This is a genomic window from Vibrio sp. F13 (assembly GCF_020806305.2).
Classification (GTDB): Bacteria; Pseudomonadota; Gammaproteobacteria; order Enterobacterales; family Vibrionaceae; genus Vibrio; species Vibrio crassostreae_C.
This window is the reverse complement of record NZ_CP170176.1, coordinates 403,483-421,009: the sequence shown is the minus strand read 5'-3', so window position 1 is coordinate 421,009 and position 17,527 is coordinate 403,483. Positions and strand designations below refer to the sequence as shown.

18 protein-coding genes are annotated in these 17,527 nt (G+C 46.0%); 5 read left to right on the top strand and 13 right to left on the bottom strand.

Features of this window, described 5'->3' with window-relative positions; genetic code table 11:
* Positions 1–82: 82 nt before the first annotated feature.
* From maiA to hppD, 4 genes are read right to left on the bottom strand one after another with little or no spacing between them, the layout of a single operon-like run.
* The gene (gene maiA, locus LMH68_RS16830) at positions 83–772 is read right to left on the bottom strand and encodes a maleylacetoacetate isomerase (protein WP_229647575.1); all 690 of its coding nucleotides are present in this window, start codon (positions 770–772) and stop codon (positions 83–85) included.
* Positions 773–810: 38 nt separating this feature from the next.
* Positions 811–1,848: a fumarylacetoacetate hydrolase family protein gene (locus tag LMH68_RS16825; protein ID WP_229647576.1), complete on the bottom strand. Its 1,038-nt coding sequence runs from the start codon at positions 1,846–1,848 to the stop codon at positions 811–813.
* A 9-nt stretch (positions 1,849–1,857) separates the two neighbouring features.
* Positions 1,858–3,033: a homogentisate 1,2-dioxygenase gene (locus LMH68_RS16820; protein WP_104216085.1), complete on the bottom strand. Its 1,176-nt coding sequence runs from the start codon at positions 3,031–3,033 to the stop codon at positions 1,858–1,860.
* The gene (gene hppD, locus LMH68_RS16815; RefSeq protein WP_229647577.1) at positions 3,026–4,099 is read right to left on the bottom strand and encodes a 4-hydroxyphenylpyruvate dioxygenase; all 1,074 of its coding nucleotides are present in this window, start codon (positions 4,097–4,099) and stop codon (positions 3,026–3,028) included. Before hppD ends, LMH68_RS16820 begins: the two co-directional genes overlap by 8 nt.
* An 83-nt stretch (positions 4,100–4,182) precedes the next feature.
* Here hppD and LMH68_RS16810 point away from each other — a divergent pair, with 83 nt between their 5' ends.
* Positions 4,183–4,413: a hypothetical protein gene (locus tag LMH68_RS16810; RefSeq protein WP_229647578.1), complete on the top strand. Its 231-nt coding sequence runs from the start codon at positions 4,183–4,185 to the stop codon at positions 4,411–4,413.
* Positions 4,414–4,536: 123 nt separating this feature from the next.
* Here LMH68_RS16810 and LMH68_RS16805 read toward each other — a convergent pair whose 3' ends face one another.
* The gene (locus LMH68_RS16805) at positions 4,537–6,585 is read right to left on the bottom strand and encodes a DUF3466 family protein (RefSeq protein ID WP_229647579.1); all 2,049 of its coding nucleotides are present in this window, start codon (positions 6,583–6,585) and stop codon (positions 4,537–4,539) included.
* A 309-nt stretch (positions 6,586–6,894) separates the two neighbouring features.
* Here LMH68_RS16805 and LMH68_RS16800 point away from each other — a divergent pair, with 309 nt between their 5' ends.
* The 3 genes from LMH68_RS16800 to LMH68_RS16790 all read left to right on the top strand — a co-directional run bounded on the left by LMH68_RS16800 (position 6,895) and on the right by LMH68_RS16790 (position 9,461).
* Entirely contained in the window at positions 6,895–7,140 is a 246-nt protein-coding gene (locus LMH68_RS16800) for a hypothetical protein (RefSeq protein ID WP_229647580.1), read from the top strand.
* Positions 7,141–7,428: 288 nt separating this feature from the next.
* Positions 7,429–8,799: an ATP-binding protein gene (locus LMH68_RS16795; RefSeq protein WP_229647621.1), complete on the top strand. Its 1,371-nt coding sequence runs from the start codon at positions 7,429–7,431 to the stop codon at positions 8,797–8,799.
* Complete coding sequence (locus LMH68_RS16790) at positions 8,796–9,461, top strand: response regulator (RefSeq protein ID WP_136974564.1); 666 nt, start codon at positions 8,796–8,798, stop codon at positions 9,459–9,461. Before LMH68_RS16795 ends, LMH68_RS16790 begins: the two co-directional genes overlap by 4 nt.
* 75 nt (positions 9,462–9,536) lie before the next feature.
* Here LMH68_RS16790 and LMH68_RS16785 read toward each other — a convergent pair whose 3' ends face one another.
* The 6 genes from LMH68_RS16785 to LMH68_RS16760 all read right to left on the bottom strand — a co-directional run bounded on the left by LMH68_RS16785 (position 9,537) and on the right by LMH68_RS16760 (position 14,956).
* Entirely contained in the window at positions 9,537–10,196 is a 660-nt protein-coding gene (locus LMH68_RS16785) for an HAD family hydrolase (RefSeq protein WP_229647581.1), read from the bottom strand.
* A gap of 1 nt (position 10,197) precedes the next feature.
* Positions 10,198–11,217: an ABC transporter ATP-binding protein gene (locus LMH68_RS16780; protein WP_017078395.1), complete on the bottom strand. Its 1,020-nt coding sequence runs from the start codon at positions 11,215–11,217 to the stop codon at positions 10,198–10,200.
* Entirely contained in the window at positions 11,217–12,002 is a 786-nt protein-coding gene (locus LMH68_RS16775) for an ABC transporter permease (protein WP_004732591.1), read from the bottom strand. The genes LMH68_RS16780 and LMH68_RS16775 overlap by 1 nt, the downstream gene beginning before the upstream one ends.
* The gene (locus tag LMH68_RS16770) at positions 12,002–12,895 is read right to left on the bottom strand and encodes an ABC transporter permease (protein WP_102502128.1); all 894 of its coding nucleotides are present in this window, start codon (positions 12,893–12,895) and stop codon (positions 12,002–12,004) included. Before LMH68_RS16770 ends, LMH68_RS16775 begins: the two co-directional genes overlap by 1 nt.
* Positions 12,892–13,791 carry an alkaline phosphatase family protein gene (locus LMH68_RS16765; RefSeq protein ID WP_229647582.1) on the bottom strand — a complete coding sequence of 300 codons (900 nt, stop codon included), beginning with the start codon at positions 13,789–13,791 and terminating at the stop codon, positions 12,892–12,894. The genes LMH68_RS16770 and LMH68_RS16765 overlap by 4 nt, the downstream gene beginning before the upstream one ends.
* 61 nt (positions 13,792–13,852) lie before the next feature.
* The gene (locus LMH68_RS16760) at positions 13,853–14,956 is read right to left on the bottom strand and encodes an ABC transporter substrate-binding protein (protein ID WP_102332330.1); all 1,104 of its coding nucleotides are present in this window, start codon (positions 14,954–14,956) and stop codon (positions 13,853–13,855) included.
* Between the two features lie 211 nt (positions 14,957–15,167).
* Here LMH68_RS16760 and LMH68_RS16755 point away from each other — a divergent pair, with 211 nt between their 5' ends.
* The gene (locus tag LMH68_RS16755) at positions 15,168–15,896 is read left to right on the top strand and encodes a UTRA domain-containing protein (protein ID WP_102428102.1); all 729 of its coding nucleotides are present in this window, start codon (positions 15,168–15,170) and stop codon (positions 15,894–15,896) included.
* A gap of 103 nt (positions 15,897–15,999) precedes the next feature.
* Here the strand turns inward: LMH68_RS16755 and LMH68_RS16750 are convergent, their stop codons facing one another.
* Entirely contained in the window at positions 16,000–16,854 is an 855-nt protein-coding gene (locus LMH68_RS16750) for an amino acid ABC transporter ATP-binding protein (RefSeq protein WP_267868978.1), read from the bottom strand.
* Positions 16,847–17,512 carry an amino acid ABC transporter permease gene (locus tag LMH68_RS16745; protein WP_017071256.1) on the bottom strand — a complete coding sequence of 222 codons (666 nt, stop codon included), beginning with the start codon at positions 17,510–17,512 and terminating at the stop codon, positions 16,847–16,849. Before LMH68_RS16745 ends, LMH68_RS16750 begins: the two co-directional genes overlap by 8 nt.
* Between the last annotated feature and the right edge of the window lie 15 nt (positions 17,513–17,527).

Sequence of the window (17,527 nt, the reverse complement as noted above, 5' to 3'; positions counted from 1 at the left end):
ATATTTAATGTTGGAAACCGCTTCTTTCAAGAAGCGGTTTTGGCAGCGCAAGGGAAGAGTATTTGCATTTACATCAGTGAATCTACATGGACTCATTCGCATCCGCTTGGTTCTCTGGCATCGCGTCGATAAAAGCGGGTAACTGATTACACGCTTCGACAATTGAGTTAATCAGCGGATAAGGTGACATATCAACGCCAAAACGCAGCGCGTTATACACCTGTGGCACCAAGCAAATATCGACAATGCATGGTGAATCGGTGAGGCTATACACCGAATCACCGTGTGCTTTTCTGTGCTTTGCCAGTTTCTCTTCTAGAGCACGGAAACCTTGGTTCATCCAATGATGAAGCCAGTCCATTCTCGCCTCTTGCTCGCACGACAATTCCCGCTCCAAATACTGCAACACGCGCAGGTTGTTCAGAGGGTGAATTTCTATCGCAATATCCTGAGCCATAGCCAACGCTTGATAGCGCAATGGTGTTTGCTCAGGAATCAACAAGGCGTCTGGGCTGCTCTCACACAAATAGTTTTCGTCCAAGTATTGCAAGATCGTCAGCGACTGATTGAGTTGAACTTCACCATCCACCAGCACCGGCACTAATTCACTGGCATTGAGCTCGCGATATTGTGGATCATGCTGCTCGCCGCCATTACGCACCAAATGCACCGATTTAGACTCATAGTCGAGTTGCTTTAGGTTCAATCCAATACGCACCCGATAGGCGGCCGAAGAGCGCCAATAACCGTAAAGTGTCATGTTCTGATTCATACAATGATCTCGCTCGAGCTGAATCTTTATAATATGGGTTATAACGCTCGATATTGGCTAACTTTTTGGTCAATCGCACCAAAAATGGAATCACCCGCCGTATCAAACATCTCTAGGCGAATCGAGTCGCCAAACGACATGAATTGAGTCGAAGGTTTGCCATCGCGAATCGTCTCAATCATGCGCACCTCGGCAATGCATGAATAGCCCACGCCGCCCTCGGCAATTGAGGTGCCGTGGTCAGTGCCTTGCTTATTCGATACCGTGCCTGAACCTATGATCGCGCCTGCCGATAATGGTCGAGTTTTAGCTGCATGCACAACCAACTCTGCAAAATTGAAGGTCATATCTACACCGGCATTCGGACAACCAAAAGGCTGGTCGTTGTAGGTCGATATCAACGGTAAATGTACCTTACTGCCTTTCCATTGCTCGCCAAGCTCATCAGGTGTTACCGCAACCGGAGAGAACGCAGAAGACGGTTTAGACTGGAAGAAGCCAAAGCCCTTGGCGAGCTCTGCCGGAATTAAGCCGCGCAGCGACACATCATTCACTAACATCAGCAGACGAATCGAATCATGCGCCTGCTTAGCACTAGCGCCCATAGGCACATCACCGGTGACAATCGCAACCTCACCTTCGAAATCGATGCCCCACTCGTCGCTGGCAAATTCGATATTGTCACGAGGGCCGATAAACGCATCTGAGCCTCCTTGATACATTAATGGATCAACCCAGAAGCTTTCTGGCATTTCAGCACCACGCGCCTTACGCACCAGTTCAACATGGTTTACATAAGCACTGCCATCCGCCCATTGATATGCGCGTGGCAGAGGTGATTCACAATACTGAGATGCAAACACTTCACTGCCAGTCACATGCCCGTTGTTTAACGAGGTGTATAACTCTTGTAACTGAGAAGCCACGCTGTCCCAGTTATCCAATGCTACCTGCATGGTTGGCGCTAGATGCATCGCATGGAAAATTTCGGTTGCAGCTACACATTGTTTAAGATCTTTACTTACGACCATCAATAGACCGTCGCGAGTGCCATTTTTCTTGGTTGCTAATTTCATCCTTGTCCCTTACTTCTTATCGTCAGCCATGGTTTGAGAACCTGTCTCTTGCAAACCCGTGTCTTGCCAACTGTAGACATATTCTTTGTTCTCAACGCTATCGAGTTCATCAGAGAACTGCAGCGCGTGGCGAGTATCGATCATCACCGCGACTTCATCAGTGAACTTTTTCTTATACGCTTGCCCTGCCTTAAAGGCTTTTGGGTGAGGCCCATGCGTGAAGCCTGCAGGGTGGAAGGTCACCATGCCCGCTTCAATGTTATCGCGGCTGAAGAAGTCACCAGCGTGATAGAACAGCACTTCATCGTAGTCGTCATTGTTGTGATAGAACGGCACTTTCAACGCACCTGGATCGCTCTCAATCGGGCGTGGCACAAAGGTACACACTACAAAGCCTGCGCCAACAAAGGTCGTATGCGCAGACGGTGGCAAGTGGTAACGATGTGACATCAGCGGTCTGATATCGCGCCAATTCACTTTCACCACAGCCAAATCCCCATGCCAACCAATCGCGTCTAAAGGATTGAACGGATAAGTGATCACACTGACTTTGTCGTGGCGTTTCACCTGAACTTGGGTTTGATCTTCGGAGTACTGAGCGCGGAATTGATCGTTGATCGACGGGATTTCAAGAACCGCTGGATCAAACACCGCGTGATTGCCGACCATGCCCTTCTCAGGCAAGGAATAAGCCGCGTCTGTGTTCTCAATCATCAAGATGAACATCGGCTCACTTGGCTCCAAGCGCCAATTGGTTGAGCGCGGGATCATCACGTAATCCCCTTCACTCACCTCTAGATGACCATAGTCACAATAGAGATCGGCGCTGCCTTGATGAATGAACAGCAGCTCATCACCGTCGGAATTACGCACCAAGAAATCCATCTTCTCGTCCATGCGCCACACACGAATTTTGCAGTCCGCATTGTGCAAAAGATGAGGCACAGCCCAAGGCGTTATCTGGCTGGCTTTTTCCACCAGCGTGAAATCAAAAGCGCGAGGGCGCAGATCACCCTCCCACTCCGACCAACCTGTTGGGGCATGTTGGTGATGAAAGTGAGCCGCTGGGCCGAAGAACCCACTTCGGCCCGCCTCTCGCTCATAAATTGCCTCTTCGGGAAAATCGGCGTGCGCTTGTTTAGAGCACACACCCTCCCGATGAGGAAACGAGATCCATTTATGCATCGTCTAATACTCCTCGACGAATCTGGTCCTCTTCAATCGATTCAAACAGCGCTTTGAAGTTACCTTCGCCAAAGCCTTCATTACCTTTACGCTGAATGATTTCAAAGAACACAGGCCCGATTACCGTCTGTGTGAAAATTTGCAGCAAGATGCCGTCTTTGGTCGGCGCACCATCAATCAGAACGCGTAGGTCACGCAACAGATCGGTATCTTCCCGGTGGCCTTTTACACGATCGTCAACTTTCTCATAGTAGGTATCTGGGGTTGGCATAAAGTCCATGCCGCGATCACGCAGGGTTTTCACCGTTTTGTAGATGTCATCCGTAGCAAGCGCGATGTGTTGGATACCTTCGCCGTTGTATTCACGAATGAACTCTTCAATTTGTGATTTGTCATCTGAAGACTCATTGATTGGAATACGGATCTTGCCACATGGTGAGGTCATGGCACGGCTCACAAGGCCTGTCAGCTTACCTTCAATGTCGAAGTAGCGAATCTCACGAAAGTTACCGATACGCTCATAAAAACCAGACCACAGATCCATATTGCCTTGTTTCACGTTGTGCGTGAGGTGATCGATCTCATAAAGACCAACATCGGCTTTCGCCATGCGCTCTTCCGCGTCATCATAGAATCGGAAGTCAACGTCGTAGATGCTCTGCTTGCCGTAGCGATCCACCAAATAGAGCAGGCTTTCACCGATGCCGTAAATGGCAGGAATGCTAAGCTCCATCGGCCCTATTTCTGTCTTGTACTCTTCACCGCCACCCTTAAACGCTTGCTCCATTGCAGCTGTTGCTTCGTTGACACGAAACGCCATGCCACACACCGATGGGCCGTGAACTTTAGCGAACGCTTCCGCTTGGCTGTGAGGCTGTTCATTGACGATAAAATTGATATCACCTTGTCGATACAGCCAAGCTTCTTTTGAGCGGTGCTTGGCTATCTCAGCAAAACCAAGTGACACAAACAGTGCTTTAAGTTGCTCAATTCCCTTGTGGTCAACGGCCGTGTATTCAACAAACTCGAATCCATCCGTGCCAAGCGGGTTGTATGTATCCACCATGAACTTTCTCCTTGTACCTATTGGTTTTGTATTACGTGTTTTTTGTCCTTAATTAAATTTGGCCCACAAGCGGAAAGATTGGAATGCATCGAAGGAAATGGGCAATAACGCTAAAAACCCGTCAAATTGTAAAATATTTGTTACACACAAAACCTCACAACAACAAAGTGAGTGCTATCAAGGGATTGAAAGAGGGTGGTTTGATTTACAGCAGAGCAAGAGATGTTATTGAATTGTTACATGTGATTTTTTTGGCTAAAGCAGAAAGAGATAAGTGTATGTTGAACGTAAAAAGAGCATCACAAAACAGGTGATGCTCTTTTAAAAAGCTTCATATCCCAGCGGTATTCTTATGGGACGAAGTATCAAACCTAACCCATTACTTTAATGGTTGACGGTCAAATAGAGGTTGTTTCTCTCGTGAGCACGTCATCAATTTAGGCAATCACAGAACGAGACTTTTTCAAGCGAACTGAAAGCACGGACATTAAACTGATAAGCACCAATAGCCCGGTACCGGCACCACTACGTTCAACATCTTCAGCGCTATCATCACTTCTTTCAGCAATGTCTTCACTTGTTGCTCCAGATATCGGGATAAGTTTTACAGCCACCACCCTCTCGTCACCTACTCCATCATTACAATAAGCAAAGTGTGCGGTTGAATCATAAGCCATAGAAGAGGAGCTACTTTCACTCGCAAAACATTGTATTGCCGTCCCTGAGATAACACCCGCGTCATTAATGTCGGTTGCGTCCAATATTCTAAAGTGGTTGTTGGCATCACTGTCGTCACCACCGTTAGTTAGGTCGTCTAACCACCAAGCTTGATCATTATATCTTGCACGTCTATCAGCATCGGTACCAGTGTCGTTATAAGGGAAAATGAAGCCGCGATGCCTTCTTTCATGTCCGTCTACTTCAGCGTGAGTTTCGGCGTCAACATAGCCAACGATTTCATTGTAGCTATTGATCTCACTTGCTTTTCCCTCTGCACTGTCAAAGAAAATGTCTTCACCTAAACTTGCGAAGAATGTGGCTGTTGGCGTTGTGTCATTCGCATCAGCGACGAACATACGATTATCAGACACACGATCCGACGGATAATCACCATCTCTTTTTGCATAACCAATAACCATCATGTTTTCATTAATGTCTGTTGCGACAGAATTACTGTGAATGTATGAATCACTCACTTCTACCGTCGCATTAGCGATAAATGTAGTCGTCCAAGCATTTTCCGAAACGCTGAAATTTGACGTACTGCTTGGCCTAAACACAGCAGCCTGCATAAGAAAGTTATCTGAATCATCTAGTTCCGTATTGTAACCAACTAAAACAGGATAAGAGCTATATGTCCCTCTAGACGAAATCGTTGCAGCCCTCACACTCGCTTGTGCTGAAGCTTCATCATCGTTGTAAGAGTAATAGGTCGAACTGGTTTCCCAATCGGATACTGCAAAACGGTTTCCATCATCATTGGGACCATTCGCATCGGTTATATTCCAGACAAAAGCTCGATTAGCAAAAGCAAAGTTCTGACACTCTGGATATAAAGCAGGCTCAATATCTTCATCGATACAATTATCTAGATCCTCAGCATCACTGTCGGATGTGTACGGAGAGTCATAATCTTTGTATCCATCACTGTAATAAAAAGTCGCAACGGACGCGCTTCCGACCACATAGCTTTCCCCTCCATAACTGAAAGAGTCAAAAGCCCTCGTTCTTCCCATTTGGGAGATTATATTCGCTTCGCCGTCAGCATCGCTGATCGTAATGCTGGTATCGGCTTCAGGTTGGAGAACCGTAAATTCAGTGCCTGTATCGTAGTAACCACGCTGCCTATACAACTGAATATATTGGTTGTTATAACTGTAGTAACCACTGCTGGTGTTACCAAGAACAAAACCATTCTCGTCAACTTTAGTGATGACCTTCTCCTCTGTTCCATCAACAAAGGAATAACTATAACTGCTCACATCAGGTGGGTTGCTGCCAACATCTGGGATCTCGCTTAGCGAAGAAGAATCATAAAAAGCCGTGGAATTGGTCTGATAGCTCAGCCCGTAATACGCATCACGCTCATTTTTCAAGCCTCCAATGCCCGCATCATCATCGCCATACCACAATAAAGAACTCCAAGCTTCACAAGTCGCGTAGCCAAGTTCGCTCGTGCAGTAGCTATAGATATCGTCATAATCCAAATAGTAGAACGTGTTATCGATGCCAAAGGGGACCTCCTCTTTAAAGGAAAAACCTGGTTCTGCATTTTGAGCTTCCCCTGCGAATGCGTAGTCGGTGTCACCACAACTGGTACTAAAGCAATCCGTTGTACCAAGCTCTGGTTCAACTGCGACCCCATACACCGATTCAGTTTCTACTGGTGATTCCTCCAAAACCACCCTATAAAGAGCAGCGTTACTATAAGAAGCAACCAACAACGTAGAAGAGACAACGACTGATTTTTTTACCATTGCCTTCATTCTACGGCTCCTAAAAAATAATCCATTTCAATACCAACGATAGCTTTCTGCCTTTATTGCTAAAGGCATTAAATTCATGAGTTCAATAATGGACTAGGATAAAAATAGAAAATGTGGAAACTATGTAGAAACAATGGAGGTTTAAACAACCTGACTTGATGGGCTGATGAACTGATGAACTGATGCCCTATTAAAGTTAAACGCTAACTTTCATCTCCTAGATTTATCCATTTTCTCTGCTAATTTGATTGCTAACCTATTTGCGTCAAAGAAATACACTTATATTTGGTTACGAATAGGAATTAAATTATGAAAAAAATCACGACAGCATTACTTTTACTGACATCGACATTCGCGCTTCAAGCGTGTGCTGAAAGCCGTGAAGCTCCAAGAGAAATGCCAAGTTTTGAAGAAATGGATGCAAACGGTGATGGCGAGTTACAATTAGAAGAGCTCAGAGGTCCACTCGCCGATGACTTTGATAAACTAGACGCAGATGGAAGCGGTGGTCTATCGGAAGAGGAAGTTCCGCCACCACCACCAAGACGTCAATAATGGTTAGAGGGTTATCCTAAAATAGTGATAATTCAATGCGAGCTGATGGGGTATAGCACCCTGTCAGCTCGCTATTCATTTCTAACAAAAGAGTGCTTATACATGGCCTAAGATGAATAAAGAAATCAATGTCCATATTTCCCACACGATCGAGGGCTAATATTGGTTTATCTCATTTTATTGTCTTAACTCACTCTATCGTCTTAATTCACTTTAATTTCTGGAGAGAACGTGCGCATATCAATTTTCACCAAACTGTTTGTTTCAATACTAATGGTGTGCGTGACCATGCTCTTTGTACTGACCTATTTTATTAACTCCAGTTTTCAAAGAGGGCTCCAAGATTTCACAAATAATAATGAGCTTGCCCTAGCTCAAGAACTCGCCAATAACTTAAAGCAATATTACTCACCTTCCGAAAAGTGGAGGCGGCTAGAGCGTGAACCACATTTAATCGCCAGTAGCATTAGCGGCCCCTCACGACCACATCCTCGTGACAGACACTCATCGCCACCACCATTAAGAGAGCCGGAAGCGCCAGGCCTTCAACCTATTTGGCAACGACTCAACATTTTAGATCAAGACGGGCGAGCCATAATTGGACCGCCTGAAAACCTACATCACCTTGAAGATGGTCAGCATCAAGCACTAGTCGAAATAACACTGGATGATCAAGTTATTGGGTATATCTCCATCGTCCAGATGGATGAAATATCAGGGCCTTTAGCAGAAAGCTTTTTCAAACAACAAACGACGCATGTAAGCACTATCGCATCGATTACCGTGTTGCTTTCATTCCTTATCTCTTTGTTTCTTGTTAGGCGATTTTTGAAACCATTGCGTGCTTTGTCGAAAGGTGCCAAATCTATCGAAAATGGCGATCTCGATTTCTACATTAAAAAAAGCGGCAATGATGAATTGTCTGATCTCATCGGAATATTCAACGGTGTTGTCGAGACACTAAGAAAACAGAAAACACTTAGAGAACAGTGGTTATCAGATATTTCACATGAACTTAGAACGCCTATCACCGTGCTTAGAAGTGAACTAGAGGCGCTACAAGACGGTATTCGATCACCTGAACCAAAATACATCGACTCGTTACATCAACAAATCATCACGTTGGGTCAACTCGTTGAGGATCTTCACCAACTCTCCCTGTATGACATCGGATTTAACCTCAATGTTAAAAACAACGTTGATATACATAAACTGATTGATTCTGTGATCGTTCAAAACTCGATCCGTTTAGAACAAAAAAACATCACATTAACAAAGCACTATGACCATTCGGCGCCACTGTTTACCTCGTGTGATGAGAGATTACTGACACAACTGTTTGTGAATCTGTTGGAAAATAGCGCACGATACACTAGCGATAATGGGCATGTATCGATAGATGTTACCGACATTAGTGATAGTATTATTATCAACGTTGAAGACAGTGATCCAGGTGTACCTGATGCATCACTTCCACGTTTATTTGAGAGGCTTTACCGCGTTGATAAATCGCGCAGTCGCTCAAGTGGCGGTTCTGGGCTTGGCTTATCTATCTGTAAAAATATCGTTGAAGCGCACCAAGGACACATTACTGCCGACCACTCAGAATTGGGTGGACTACGAATCATCATAGCGTTACCAAAGGAAATAAAATCGTGATTTTAGTCGTCGAAGATGAGCCTGCATTAGCAAGTGTACTGTGTGAGTACTTAGAGCACTCTGGCCTTGAAAGTCATCATATTATCGATGGTAACCTTGTCATTGACTGGGTAAAGCAAGCATCGCCTAAACTCATTATTCTCGACCTCATGCTACCCAATCGAGACGGGTTGGATATTTATCGAGAGCTGAGAACGTTCAGTGACATCCCAGTGGTTATGGCGACAGCCAAGGTCGAAGAGATTGATCGACTCGTTGGGCTTGAACTGGGTGCAGATGACTATATATGTAAGCCGTACAGCCCGAGAGAAGTGGTTGTGAGGGTGAAAAATATTTTGCGCCGTTCCAACAAGCCCCAAGCCACGTCACCAACGAACGCCATTGATATTGATGAATTGAGTATGACCGCTGTCCTATGTGGTATTAAGCTAAGTTTAACGCCAGCTGAGTTTCGGCTTTTGCACCTTCTCTATCAAAATGTTGGCCGCATTTATAGTCGCGATCAATTGATTGATAAAATCTACGACGATAGAAGAGTGGTCAGTGATCGCACTATCGATAGCCATATCAAAAACTTACGCAAAAAAATGGTCTCGATAAATGAAAAATGTGACTACATCAAATCCATTTACGGGATAGGTTACAAACTAGAAATAGAATAATACGAATCAAAAAGCCGCTTTCATCAGCGGCTTTTTTCGTTCTAAAGCGAACATAATTCAAAGATGGGATCAGCGTTAATCCCAGTTGAGAATCGACCAATTCGGTTGATCTGCTAACGCTTTCAAACGCGGACACGGGTTCACCAAATAAGCAAAATCAGCGTGTTCACACAAAGGTAAGTCGTTGATTGAATCCGTATAAAAGTGGATATCTGAGTAGTTGGTTTCTTGATTGTCTAACCACTCTTTTAAACGCGTTACTTTACCTTCACGGTAGCTTGGTACACCTGAGATCTGAGACGTGAAGCGGCCTTGGCTTTCAATCAAATCAATACCGAGTGCATTCTCGATACCAATCTTACGGCCGACCGCTTCTACTAAGAAAGTGACGCTGGCTGAGATGATCAACATGTCGATATCGTCACGCTCTAACTGCTCAATCAAAGGTTTCGACTGCTTGAACTGTTTAGGCAAAATATGCTGTTCAACACACTCTTCCACCAAGGCGGTGACTTGCTCTGTTGGCATATCGGCTAATGGCTGCATGGAAAACGTGAGGTAATCTTCCATGTTCAGTTTGCCTTCCGAATACAGGCCCATTAAGCGTTTATCTTCATCAATAAAGTTGGGCGCAGTGGCAATGCCCTTTTCAACCAAGAACTCATTCCAGAGCATCGCTGCATCGGCATTTATCAGCGTTTCGTCCATATCAAATACATACAAAGGTTTGAACATCTTAGGCTCTCACAGGTTGAATTTCGTTAAGGTTAAACAGGAGTTCAAGTTGGCTGCCGTTTGCCAACAGTCGCTCAGAGGAACGGTTAAGTAAATCGACAGTTAATTCACATTCATCGACGTCCACTTGGTAGCGAATCACATTACCCAAGAGCTGGTGGTTACGAATTGTGCCCGTTTTCGGCGCAGAGATATGCTCGCCATACTGTCGGCCTTGCTCTTTCACGTAGATAGATTCAGGGCGAATCGCCACTTTCCACTCTGTTTCAATATTGAAAAGTTGCTTGGCTTTGTTCGCTTGCACCAGATTGTAGTGCCCCATGAACCCAGCAACAAACTCATTAGCAGGTTGAGTGTAGATCTCTTCGGGTGTGCCGGCTTGTACGATCTCACCTTTATTCATCAAGAAGATGCGGTCAGACATGATCATCGCTTCTTCTTGATCGTGAGTCACGAAGATCGTGGTCAGGTTCATCTCTTTTTGAATATCTCGAATCTGTTGGCGAAGGTGTTTACGGATCTTCGCATCCAACGCCGAAAGTGGCTCATCGAGCAATAGAATACGCGGCTTGACCACCAAGGCTCTTGCCAAGGCAACACGCTGACGCTGACCTCCCGAAAGCTGATGCGGGTAGAATTTCTCTTTACCCGTTAAGTCCACCAGTCCAATCACTTTCGCCACTTCACGTTTAATCTCGTCAGCAGCAAGCTTTTTCATCTTGAGGCCAAACGCAATATTGCCTTCAACCGTCATGTTCGGGAACAGCGCATAAGATTGAAACACCATGCCGATGCCACGTTGTTGCGGCACTTGGTGAGTAATCTCTTCACCGTTGACCCAGATCTCGCCACCATCAACAGGATTCAGGCCAGCCAAGCTGCGCAGTAGAGTCGATTTACCACAGCCACTTGGGCCAAGCAGAGTAATGAATTCGCCCTTCTCGATGGAAAATTCAATATCTTCAAACACCGTGTTGTCACCAAAGCTTTTGGTAAGGTTTTTCGCATTTACATAGCTCATTATTTTGTTCCCTGGCTGAAACGACTTGCCAACCAAGTCAGTAAGAAAATAAACAGGAAGTACGTCATCACAAGGGCTGACGTGAAGTGGCCGCTGGTTTGACGCATGTTGTATAGGTAGATTTGCAGTGTCTCGTAACGTGTACCCACCAAGATGTTGGCGAACACGAACTCGCCCAATAGGAACGAGAACGACAAGAACAATGACGCCATTAAGCCTTTCTTAAGGTTTGGCAGAATAATCAACAAGAACGCCTTGGTGGTACTTGCACCGAGCAGATGTGCTGCATCCATCAAGTCATGCAAGTTAATCGCTTCAAAGCTGTTGGCAATCGCGCGGTACATGAATGGCAGCGCGATGGTGAAGTAAGTACCAATCAAAATCCACGGCGTGCCTATCAGTGAGATTTCGCTGTCTGCATACAGCTGAAGCAAGCCGACTGACGACACTACTGGCGGCACCGCGAACGGCAATAAAATCAGGATATTCATCACCTTGTCGAGTTTCGGGAAATAGTAAAACACAACGAAAATCGCAGGCAAGACCAACACCACACTCAATGACAGTGCTGCCACACAGATAAACAGTGAACGACCAAAAGCTTGTAAGAAGCGAGGATCGGTCAGCAGGTTGATATACCAATCTAACGTGAAGCCATCCGGCAGGATCGTTGCGCCCCAACGAGAAGAGATCGAGTAAATAAAGGTCGCTAAGATCGGGATCATCATGATGCCGACAATCGAATAGACAACCGTTTTATGAAAACGAGTATTGACGGTGTTCATTACTTTCTCTTCCCTGCGTAGCTTTTGCTGATCAGCCATTGGTTAATCACGGTGATGAAGGCCAGCATCGCCATCAGAATCACTGAAATTGCCGCAGCTAGGTTTGGTTCTAAGAACAAGTCGCCCGATACCAAGCTCGCGATACGAATCGTAATCACGTTGTAGTTGCCCGAGGTCAACGCATACACACTCGCATAGGCGCCAATCGCATTAGCAATCAAGATGATGAAGGTGCCGAACAAGGCAGGCGACAACACAGGCAGTGCTATTTTGGTCCAGTATTGCCAAGTTTTCGCGCCAAGCAGTGCCGAAGCGGCTTGCCAGTCGTCACTCAGAGCATCAAACGCTGGATACAGCAACAACACCGCCAATGGGATCTGGAAGTAGATGTAAATCGCCAGCAAGCCCCACTTGCCGTAAAGGTCGAAATCACCCAGCAATCCATACTGCTTGAGCAATAAGGTAATCGCACCATTGGTGCCCAAGATGATGATGAATGCGAACGACAGAGGCACACCAGAGAAGTTGCTGCTCATATTGGTAAACGCGATCACCGCATCGCGGATTTTAGAATCAACACGGCGCAATGAAGAGACCAACAGAGTTGCAATCGCCAAGCCAACAATGCTCGACCAAATCGACAACCATAAACTGTTGCCAAAAGCCTGCATCATGAAAGCAGAATCGAATATTTCAGAATAGTTTTCGAGAGAGAGTTCGTCGTCATAGAAGAAGCTGTTGATCAGCACCCAAACCATAGGTGCCAGTTGGAAAAGATAGAAAAACAGCGCGAAAGGCGCAAGCCACAAAGCGGGCTTGAAGCGTTGAAACAAAGATTTGGTTTTGGGTTGAAGCGCAGAGCCATCGGTCTGCGTGATTACAGAACTGCTCATAAGGCCAACAATTCCTGAGTGTAAGATTTATCGTGTTCAAGGTTGAGTAACTGACAGACGCTGCCGCAGATATCGGTCTGTTTCACTGAACAGGCTTGGTGTGTGAACTTATCGCCAATCACAAAGAATGGCACTTCACGCTCTTCAGGCAGAATGCCACCGTGAGACAAGTCATTGTTCATGCCGTGGTCACTGGTGATGATCACTTGATAACCATCATCTACCCATTTCTCAAGGTAGTTCGATAGGTAGATATCCGCGCCACGTGCACTGTTGCGGTACTGGCGAGAATCTAGCCCATGCTTGTGTCCCATATCGTCAATGTTCATTGGGTGAATCAATAAGAAATCAGGTTGATGAGTGACGCGCAGATGCTCTGCATCCAAGAACAAGGCTTCGTCTGGGTAGTGGTCCCAGTGGTAGAAACAACCGTGTTGGATGTTCATGGTTTCATCGTTGGTGAAACGGTCACGTACTGCATCAAATGGCGCTCGGTTATACAGCTCGCTCACCCAATGATATGCCGCTGCAGCCGTCACTTTGTTCTGCGACTTCGCCAAGCTAAATACCGACTCGTGATTCGATAAACGCACGATTTGATTGTTGACGATGCCACTCTCGACAGGGCGAACCCCAGTTAAAATGCACTCATACAGTGGACGGGACATAGATGGCAGCTCACCCTGCACAGGGTAAAGCGTGGCGCGCAGCTTGTTTTTTTGCGTGCTCTGCGAAGTGCTCTGTTTATTCTGCAAATCGCCCTGTTTCTCATACATATCGCCCTGTTTTGTCTGCAAATCGCTTAGTTCTAGAAGACCGTTCAGGTAGCCCATGCAATCACGGGCTACCTGATAGTTCAGTCCATCTAGAACAACAAGGATAACCTTATTGCTCATGGTCTATTCTCTATTGCTTGTTTCTATAAGCCACCTATTGAAGGTGGTGTGTTAAGCGGGGTTATTGCTGGTGAATCAATACGCTTTCTTGCCATTGACGTGGCAGGCGACGTGCTGATTTTTCCCATGCTGAGAAGTCAGTCACTGGGTGAACATTGCTGTATTCATCGTTTGAGATCAGCTTGTCTTGTACTGATTGAGGTAGCGTAACGCTGCTACGGATTGGGCGCGCGTAACCTTCTGCTAAGTTGATTTGGCCTTGGTCACTGAAGATGTATTCACGAGCCAACTTCGCCGCATTCGGGTTTTTCGCGTATTTGTTGATGATGGTGGTGTAACCAGAGATCACTGAGCCATCTTGCGGGATGCTTACGGTAAAGCGCTCACGGTCAATCTTGTCGCGGTAGTTCAGTGCGTTGAAGTCCCACATGATTGCTACTTCCACTTCGCCTTTTTCAAGGTTCGCAATGCTTGGATCTGTGTAAGATAGGCGGCCTTGCTTCGCTAGTTCACCAAAGAATTTAATCGCTGGTTTCAGGTTCGACTCGTCACCGCCATTAGCAAATGCTGCCGCTAAAATCGCGTTGTTTGCTTGCGCGGCTACGCCGACATCGCCCACTGTGACTTTGTAGTCGCCTTCTAGTAGGTCACTCCAAGTTTTCGGCGCATCTTCAACAAGGTTGTTGTTTGAAATGAACGAGATAGTACCTGTGTAAGCCAGAGCCCAGTGACCATCTTTGTCTTTTGCCCAGTCTGGAATGTCATTCCAAGTGGTTGGTTTGTATGGCTGAGTGACGTTTTTCTTTACGGCCACACGTGCGAATGCGAAACCCACATCACCAATATCAGCGGTTGCGTTTTTCTTCTCTGCTTCAAATTTCGAGATCTCTTGCGCCGAGCTCATATCGGTATCCTGATGCTTCAAACCGTAGTTTGCTTTCAGGTCAGTCCATGTGCCTTTCCAGTTTGCCCAACTGTCTGGCATACCCACACTGTAAACTGCACCCTCTTTTTGAGCGGCTTCAATCAGTGACTCAAGATCAGCATCCTTCGCCATCGCTGGCATTGAAAGTGTTGCCGTTATTAGCGTTGCGCCGATTAATTTTGCAGGTGAACCGATTAATTTAGCTGGCGATACAGTAGAACGGCTAAGCAAAGTTTTCATTGTCTCTATCCTTCTGGACTAGGTCAGTAAGTTCGTTTTGTATGCTATAGCCGGAATGTGACGGTTTGCCGTAAGTTATTTGACAGTTCGAGTGCATTTACGTGGCAGTTATATTTCACTCATATGACAATAAGCCATTGTTTACTGTCACATTCCTGTTAACTCCATGGTTTACCTTATTAAGCACACGAACTTATGGACTAGATCAGTAATGAGAACATTGGGCACCGGGCAGTCAGGGACACAGTTAGGAAGAATTAAGGCGAGTATTCGAGAGCAGCTTCAATCAGGTATCTTCATTGAAGGGCAAAAACTGCCATCAGAAAGAAACCTTAGCGAACTGTTTTCCACCACACGAATCACGCTCAAAGATGCGTTGGTGTCTCTGGAAACCGAAGGTTTGATATACCGAGAAGAGCGCCGTGGCTGGTATGTGTCACCCGAACGTGTTCGCTATAACCCATTATCACGTTCTCACTTTCATCAAATGATTCGTGAACAACACCGCATAGCAGAAACCAGACTGCTCAGCACCCGTACAGAGATGGCGACAGGCGATTACGCCAAAGCATTAGAGATAGAGCAGATAACGCCAATACACGTGATTGAGCGCTTGCGTTTTATTGATGGTAGAGCAGTGCTGTTTGTTGAAAATGTACTGAAAGCGCCCTTATTTGATGGTGTCTTGTCGGAAAACCTCACCATGTCACTAACAGGCATCTACCGAGAAAAATACGGCTACGAGACCCAACGCTCGCGTTTTGATGTAATTCCCACTTCAGCCCCAGCCTATGTCGCTAAGGCGCTAAATTTGGCTGAGGGTCAACCGGTGCTGAAGATCTGCCGTGTGAACTACAAGCAAGATGGCGAGTTGATGGACTGCGAACTGGAATACTGGCGACCAGACTCAGTAGTGATCCACATTGATAGCATTGGCTAGTACCACATCCTCTTAATGCGGTAGCAACACAAATACAAAAACTCCGACTGATTCAGTCGGAGTTTTTTAACAATCAAACATTAAGGTGCGCGAATCATCTAGCTCATGAATCAAGCTTGAGGAACTTCCTTACCCTTGTTGAATCTGGGTTAGTGAAGAACTTCTCAGGGTTGGATTTCTCAATCAAGATGCCCTTCTCAAGGAATACCACCTGATCCGACACCTGACGCGCGAATTCCATCTCATGAGTCACCACCACCATGGTGTAACCCTCTTGCGATAGCTTCTTCATTACCAGTAACACCTCTTCGACCAATTCAGGGTCGAGCGCGGAGGTTGGCTCATCAAACAGCAATACATCCGGTTCCATCGCGAGAGCTCTGGCAATCGCGACACGTTGCTTTTGCCCACCCGATAACATGCTTGGGTAACTCTCTAGTTTGTGTGACATCCCAACCTTGTCGAGTTGCTTACGAGCCATCTCCTCGGCGTCTGATTTCGCTATCTTCTTAACATGAACCAGCGCTTCCATGACGTTTTGCAACACGGTGAGATGCGACCATAAGTTGAAGCTTTGGAAAACCATTCCAAGACGCTCTCGAAGTTTCGCCAACTCTTTGTATTTGAGTGGCTTACCCGTTTCAGAGTTGATACCAATACGCTCATCACCCATAAAAATCGTGCCGCGCTCTGGCTGCTCTAACCAGTTCATGCAACGCAGTAGCGTCGATTTCCCCGAACCTGACGAGCCGAGAATACTCACCACATCGCCTTTGTTGATGTTGAGGTTGATGTCTCGCAGTACTTCGATGCCATCAAACTGTTTCGACAGGTTTTCAACCTTGATGATCGTCTCTCGTTCTTCCAATAGTGGCTCGCACTCAATCACTTCCAAATTCACGCCCAAAGAAGGGTTAATCGGTGCTTCCGTTTCAATAATCTCTGATTGTTTAAGCATGGCTAAGTCCTCTAAGTTCAACTTTGGTTTGGATTCGTTTGGTGATGCTTTCAAGTGCAATACTCACAACCCAGTAGAGCGCGATAGCAATGATGAACGCATTCAATGGGATGAAGTAGGTCGATTGAATGCTGTTGGCGGCCGCGGTAATTTCTGCGACGGTGATGATGCTAAGAAACGCAGTGTCTTTTAAGCAGATGATGAGTTGGTTAGTGATCAGAGGAACCGACTTACACAACACGTTGGGTGTGATGACTCGTGTGAAGGTTTTGAGTTTAGAAAAGCCATAAGCGTGCGCCGCTTCGATGTAACCAGGCTCTAACCCCTTACGAACACCTCGGAAAATCTCACAGAAATACGTACCATGATAGAGGCTGAGTGCGATGATTCCCGCAGTCACTGCATCTAGTCGAATGCCAACCTGAGGCAAACCGTAATAGAGCAGATAGGCTAAAATCAGAAACGGTAAGGTGCGCATCATGCCTATCAAACTGTTGATGGTGTACTTAACACCGAGTCTCGAGTTTTCGAGACAGTACAACAAACCAATGCCTATGACGAAACTCAAGATTGAAGACGAAACAAAAAGATAAAACGTGGTTACAAAACCAGAAGCAAACAGCTCTTTTTGTTGCCAGATAATATTCCATTCTTCCATATTTACTCCTTAAAT

What these genes read in the sequence shown, in the direction of transcription:
- LMH68_RS16755 (WP_102428102.1), top strand. Translation starts at nt 15,168, where the DNA reads ATGAGAACATTGGGCACCGGGCAGTCAGGGACACAGTTAGGAAGAATT.
- LMH68_RS16785 (WP_229647581.1), bottom strand. Translation starts at nt 10,196, where the DNA reads ATGTTCAAACCTTTGTATGTATTTGATATGGACGAAACGCTGATAAAT.
- maiA (WP_229647575.1), bottom strand. Translation starts at nt 772, where the DNA reads ATGAATCAGAACATGACACTTTACGGTTATTGGCGCTCTTCGGCCGCC.
- LMH68_RS16760 (WP_102332330.1), bottom strand. Translation starts at nt 14,956, where the DNA reads ATGAAAACTTTGCTTAGCCGTTCTACTGTATCGCCAGCTAAATTAATC.
- LMH68_RS16765 (WP_229647582.1), bottom strand. Translation starts at nt 13,791, where the DNA reads ATGAGCAATAAGGTTATCCTTGTTGTTCTAGATGGACTGAACTATCAG.
- LMH68_RS16770 (WP_102502128.1), bottom strand. Translation starts at nt 12,895, where the DNA reads ATGAGCAGTTCTGTAATCACGCAGACCGATGGCTCTGCGCTTCAACCC.
- LMH68_RS16795 (WP_229647621.1), top strand. Translation starts at nt 7,429, where the DNA reads ATGCTCTTTGTACTGACCTATTTTATTAACTCCAGTTTTCAAAGAGGG.
- LMH68_RS16800 (WP_229647580.1), top strand. Translation starts at nt 6,895, where the DNA reads ATGAAAAAAATCACGACAGCATTACTTTTACTGACATCGACATTCGCG.
- LMH68_RS16750 (WP_267868978.1), bottom strand. Translation starts at nt 16,854, where the DNA reads ATGCTTAAACAATCAGAGATTATTGAAACGGAAGCACCGATTAACCCT.
- hppD (WP_229647577.1), bottom strand. Translation starts at nt 4,099, where the DNA reads ATGGTGGATACATACAACCCGCTTGGCACGGATGGATTCGAGTTTGTT.
- LMH68_RS16825 (WP_229647576.1), bottom strand. Translation starts at nt 1,848, where the DNA reads ATGAAATTAGCAACCAAGAAAAATGGCACTCGCGACGGTCTATTGATG.
- LMH68_RS16745 (WP_017071256.1), bottom strand. Translation starts at nt 17,512, where the DNA reads ATGGAAGAATGGAATATTATCTGGCAACAAAAAGAGCTGTTTGCTTCT.
- LMH68_RS16805 (WP_229647579.1), bottom strand. Translation starts at nt 6,585, where the DNA reads ATGAAGGCAATGGTAAAAAAATCAGTCGTTGTCTCTTCTACGTTGTTG.
- LMH68_RS16810 (WP_229647578.1), top strand. Translation starts at nt 4,183, where the DNA reads ATGCATCGAAGGAAATGGGCAATAACGCTAAAAACCCGTCAAATTGTA.
- LMH68_RS16775 (WP_004732591.1), bottom strand. Translation starts at nt 12,002, where the DNA reads ATGAACACCGTCAATACTCGTTTTCATAAAACGGTTGTCTATTCGATT.
- LMH68_RS16820 (WP_104216085.1), bottom strand. Translation starts at nt 3,033, where the DNA reads ATGCATAAATGGATCTCGTTTCCTCATCGGGAGGGTGTGTGCTCTAAA.
- LMH68_RS16780 (WP_017078395.1), bottom strand. Translation starts at nt 11,217, where the DNA reads ATGAGCTATGTAAATGCGAAAAACCTTACCAAAAGCTTTGGTGACAAC.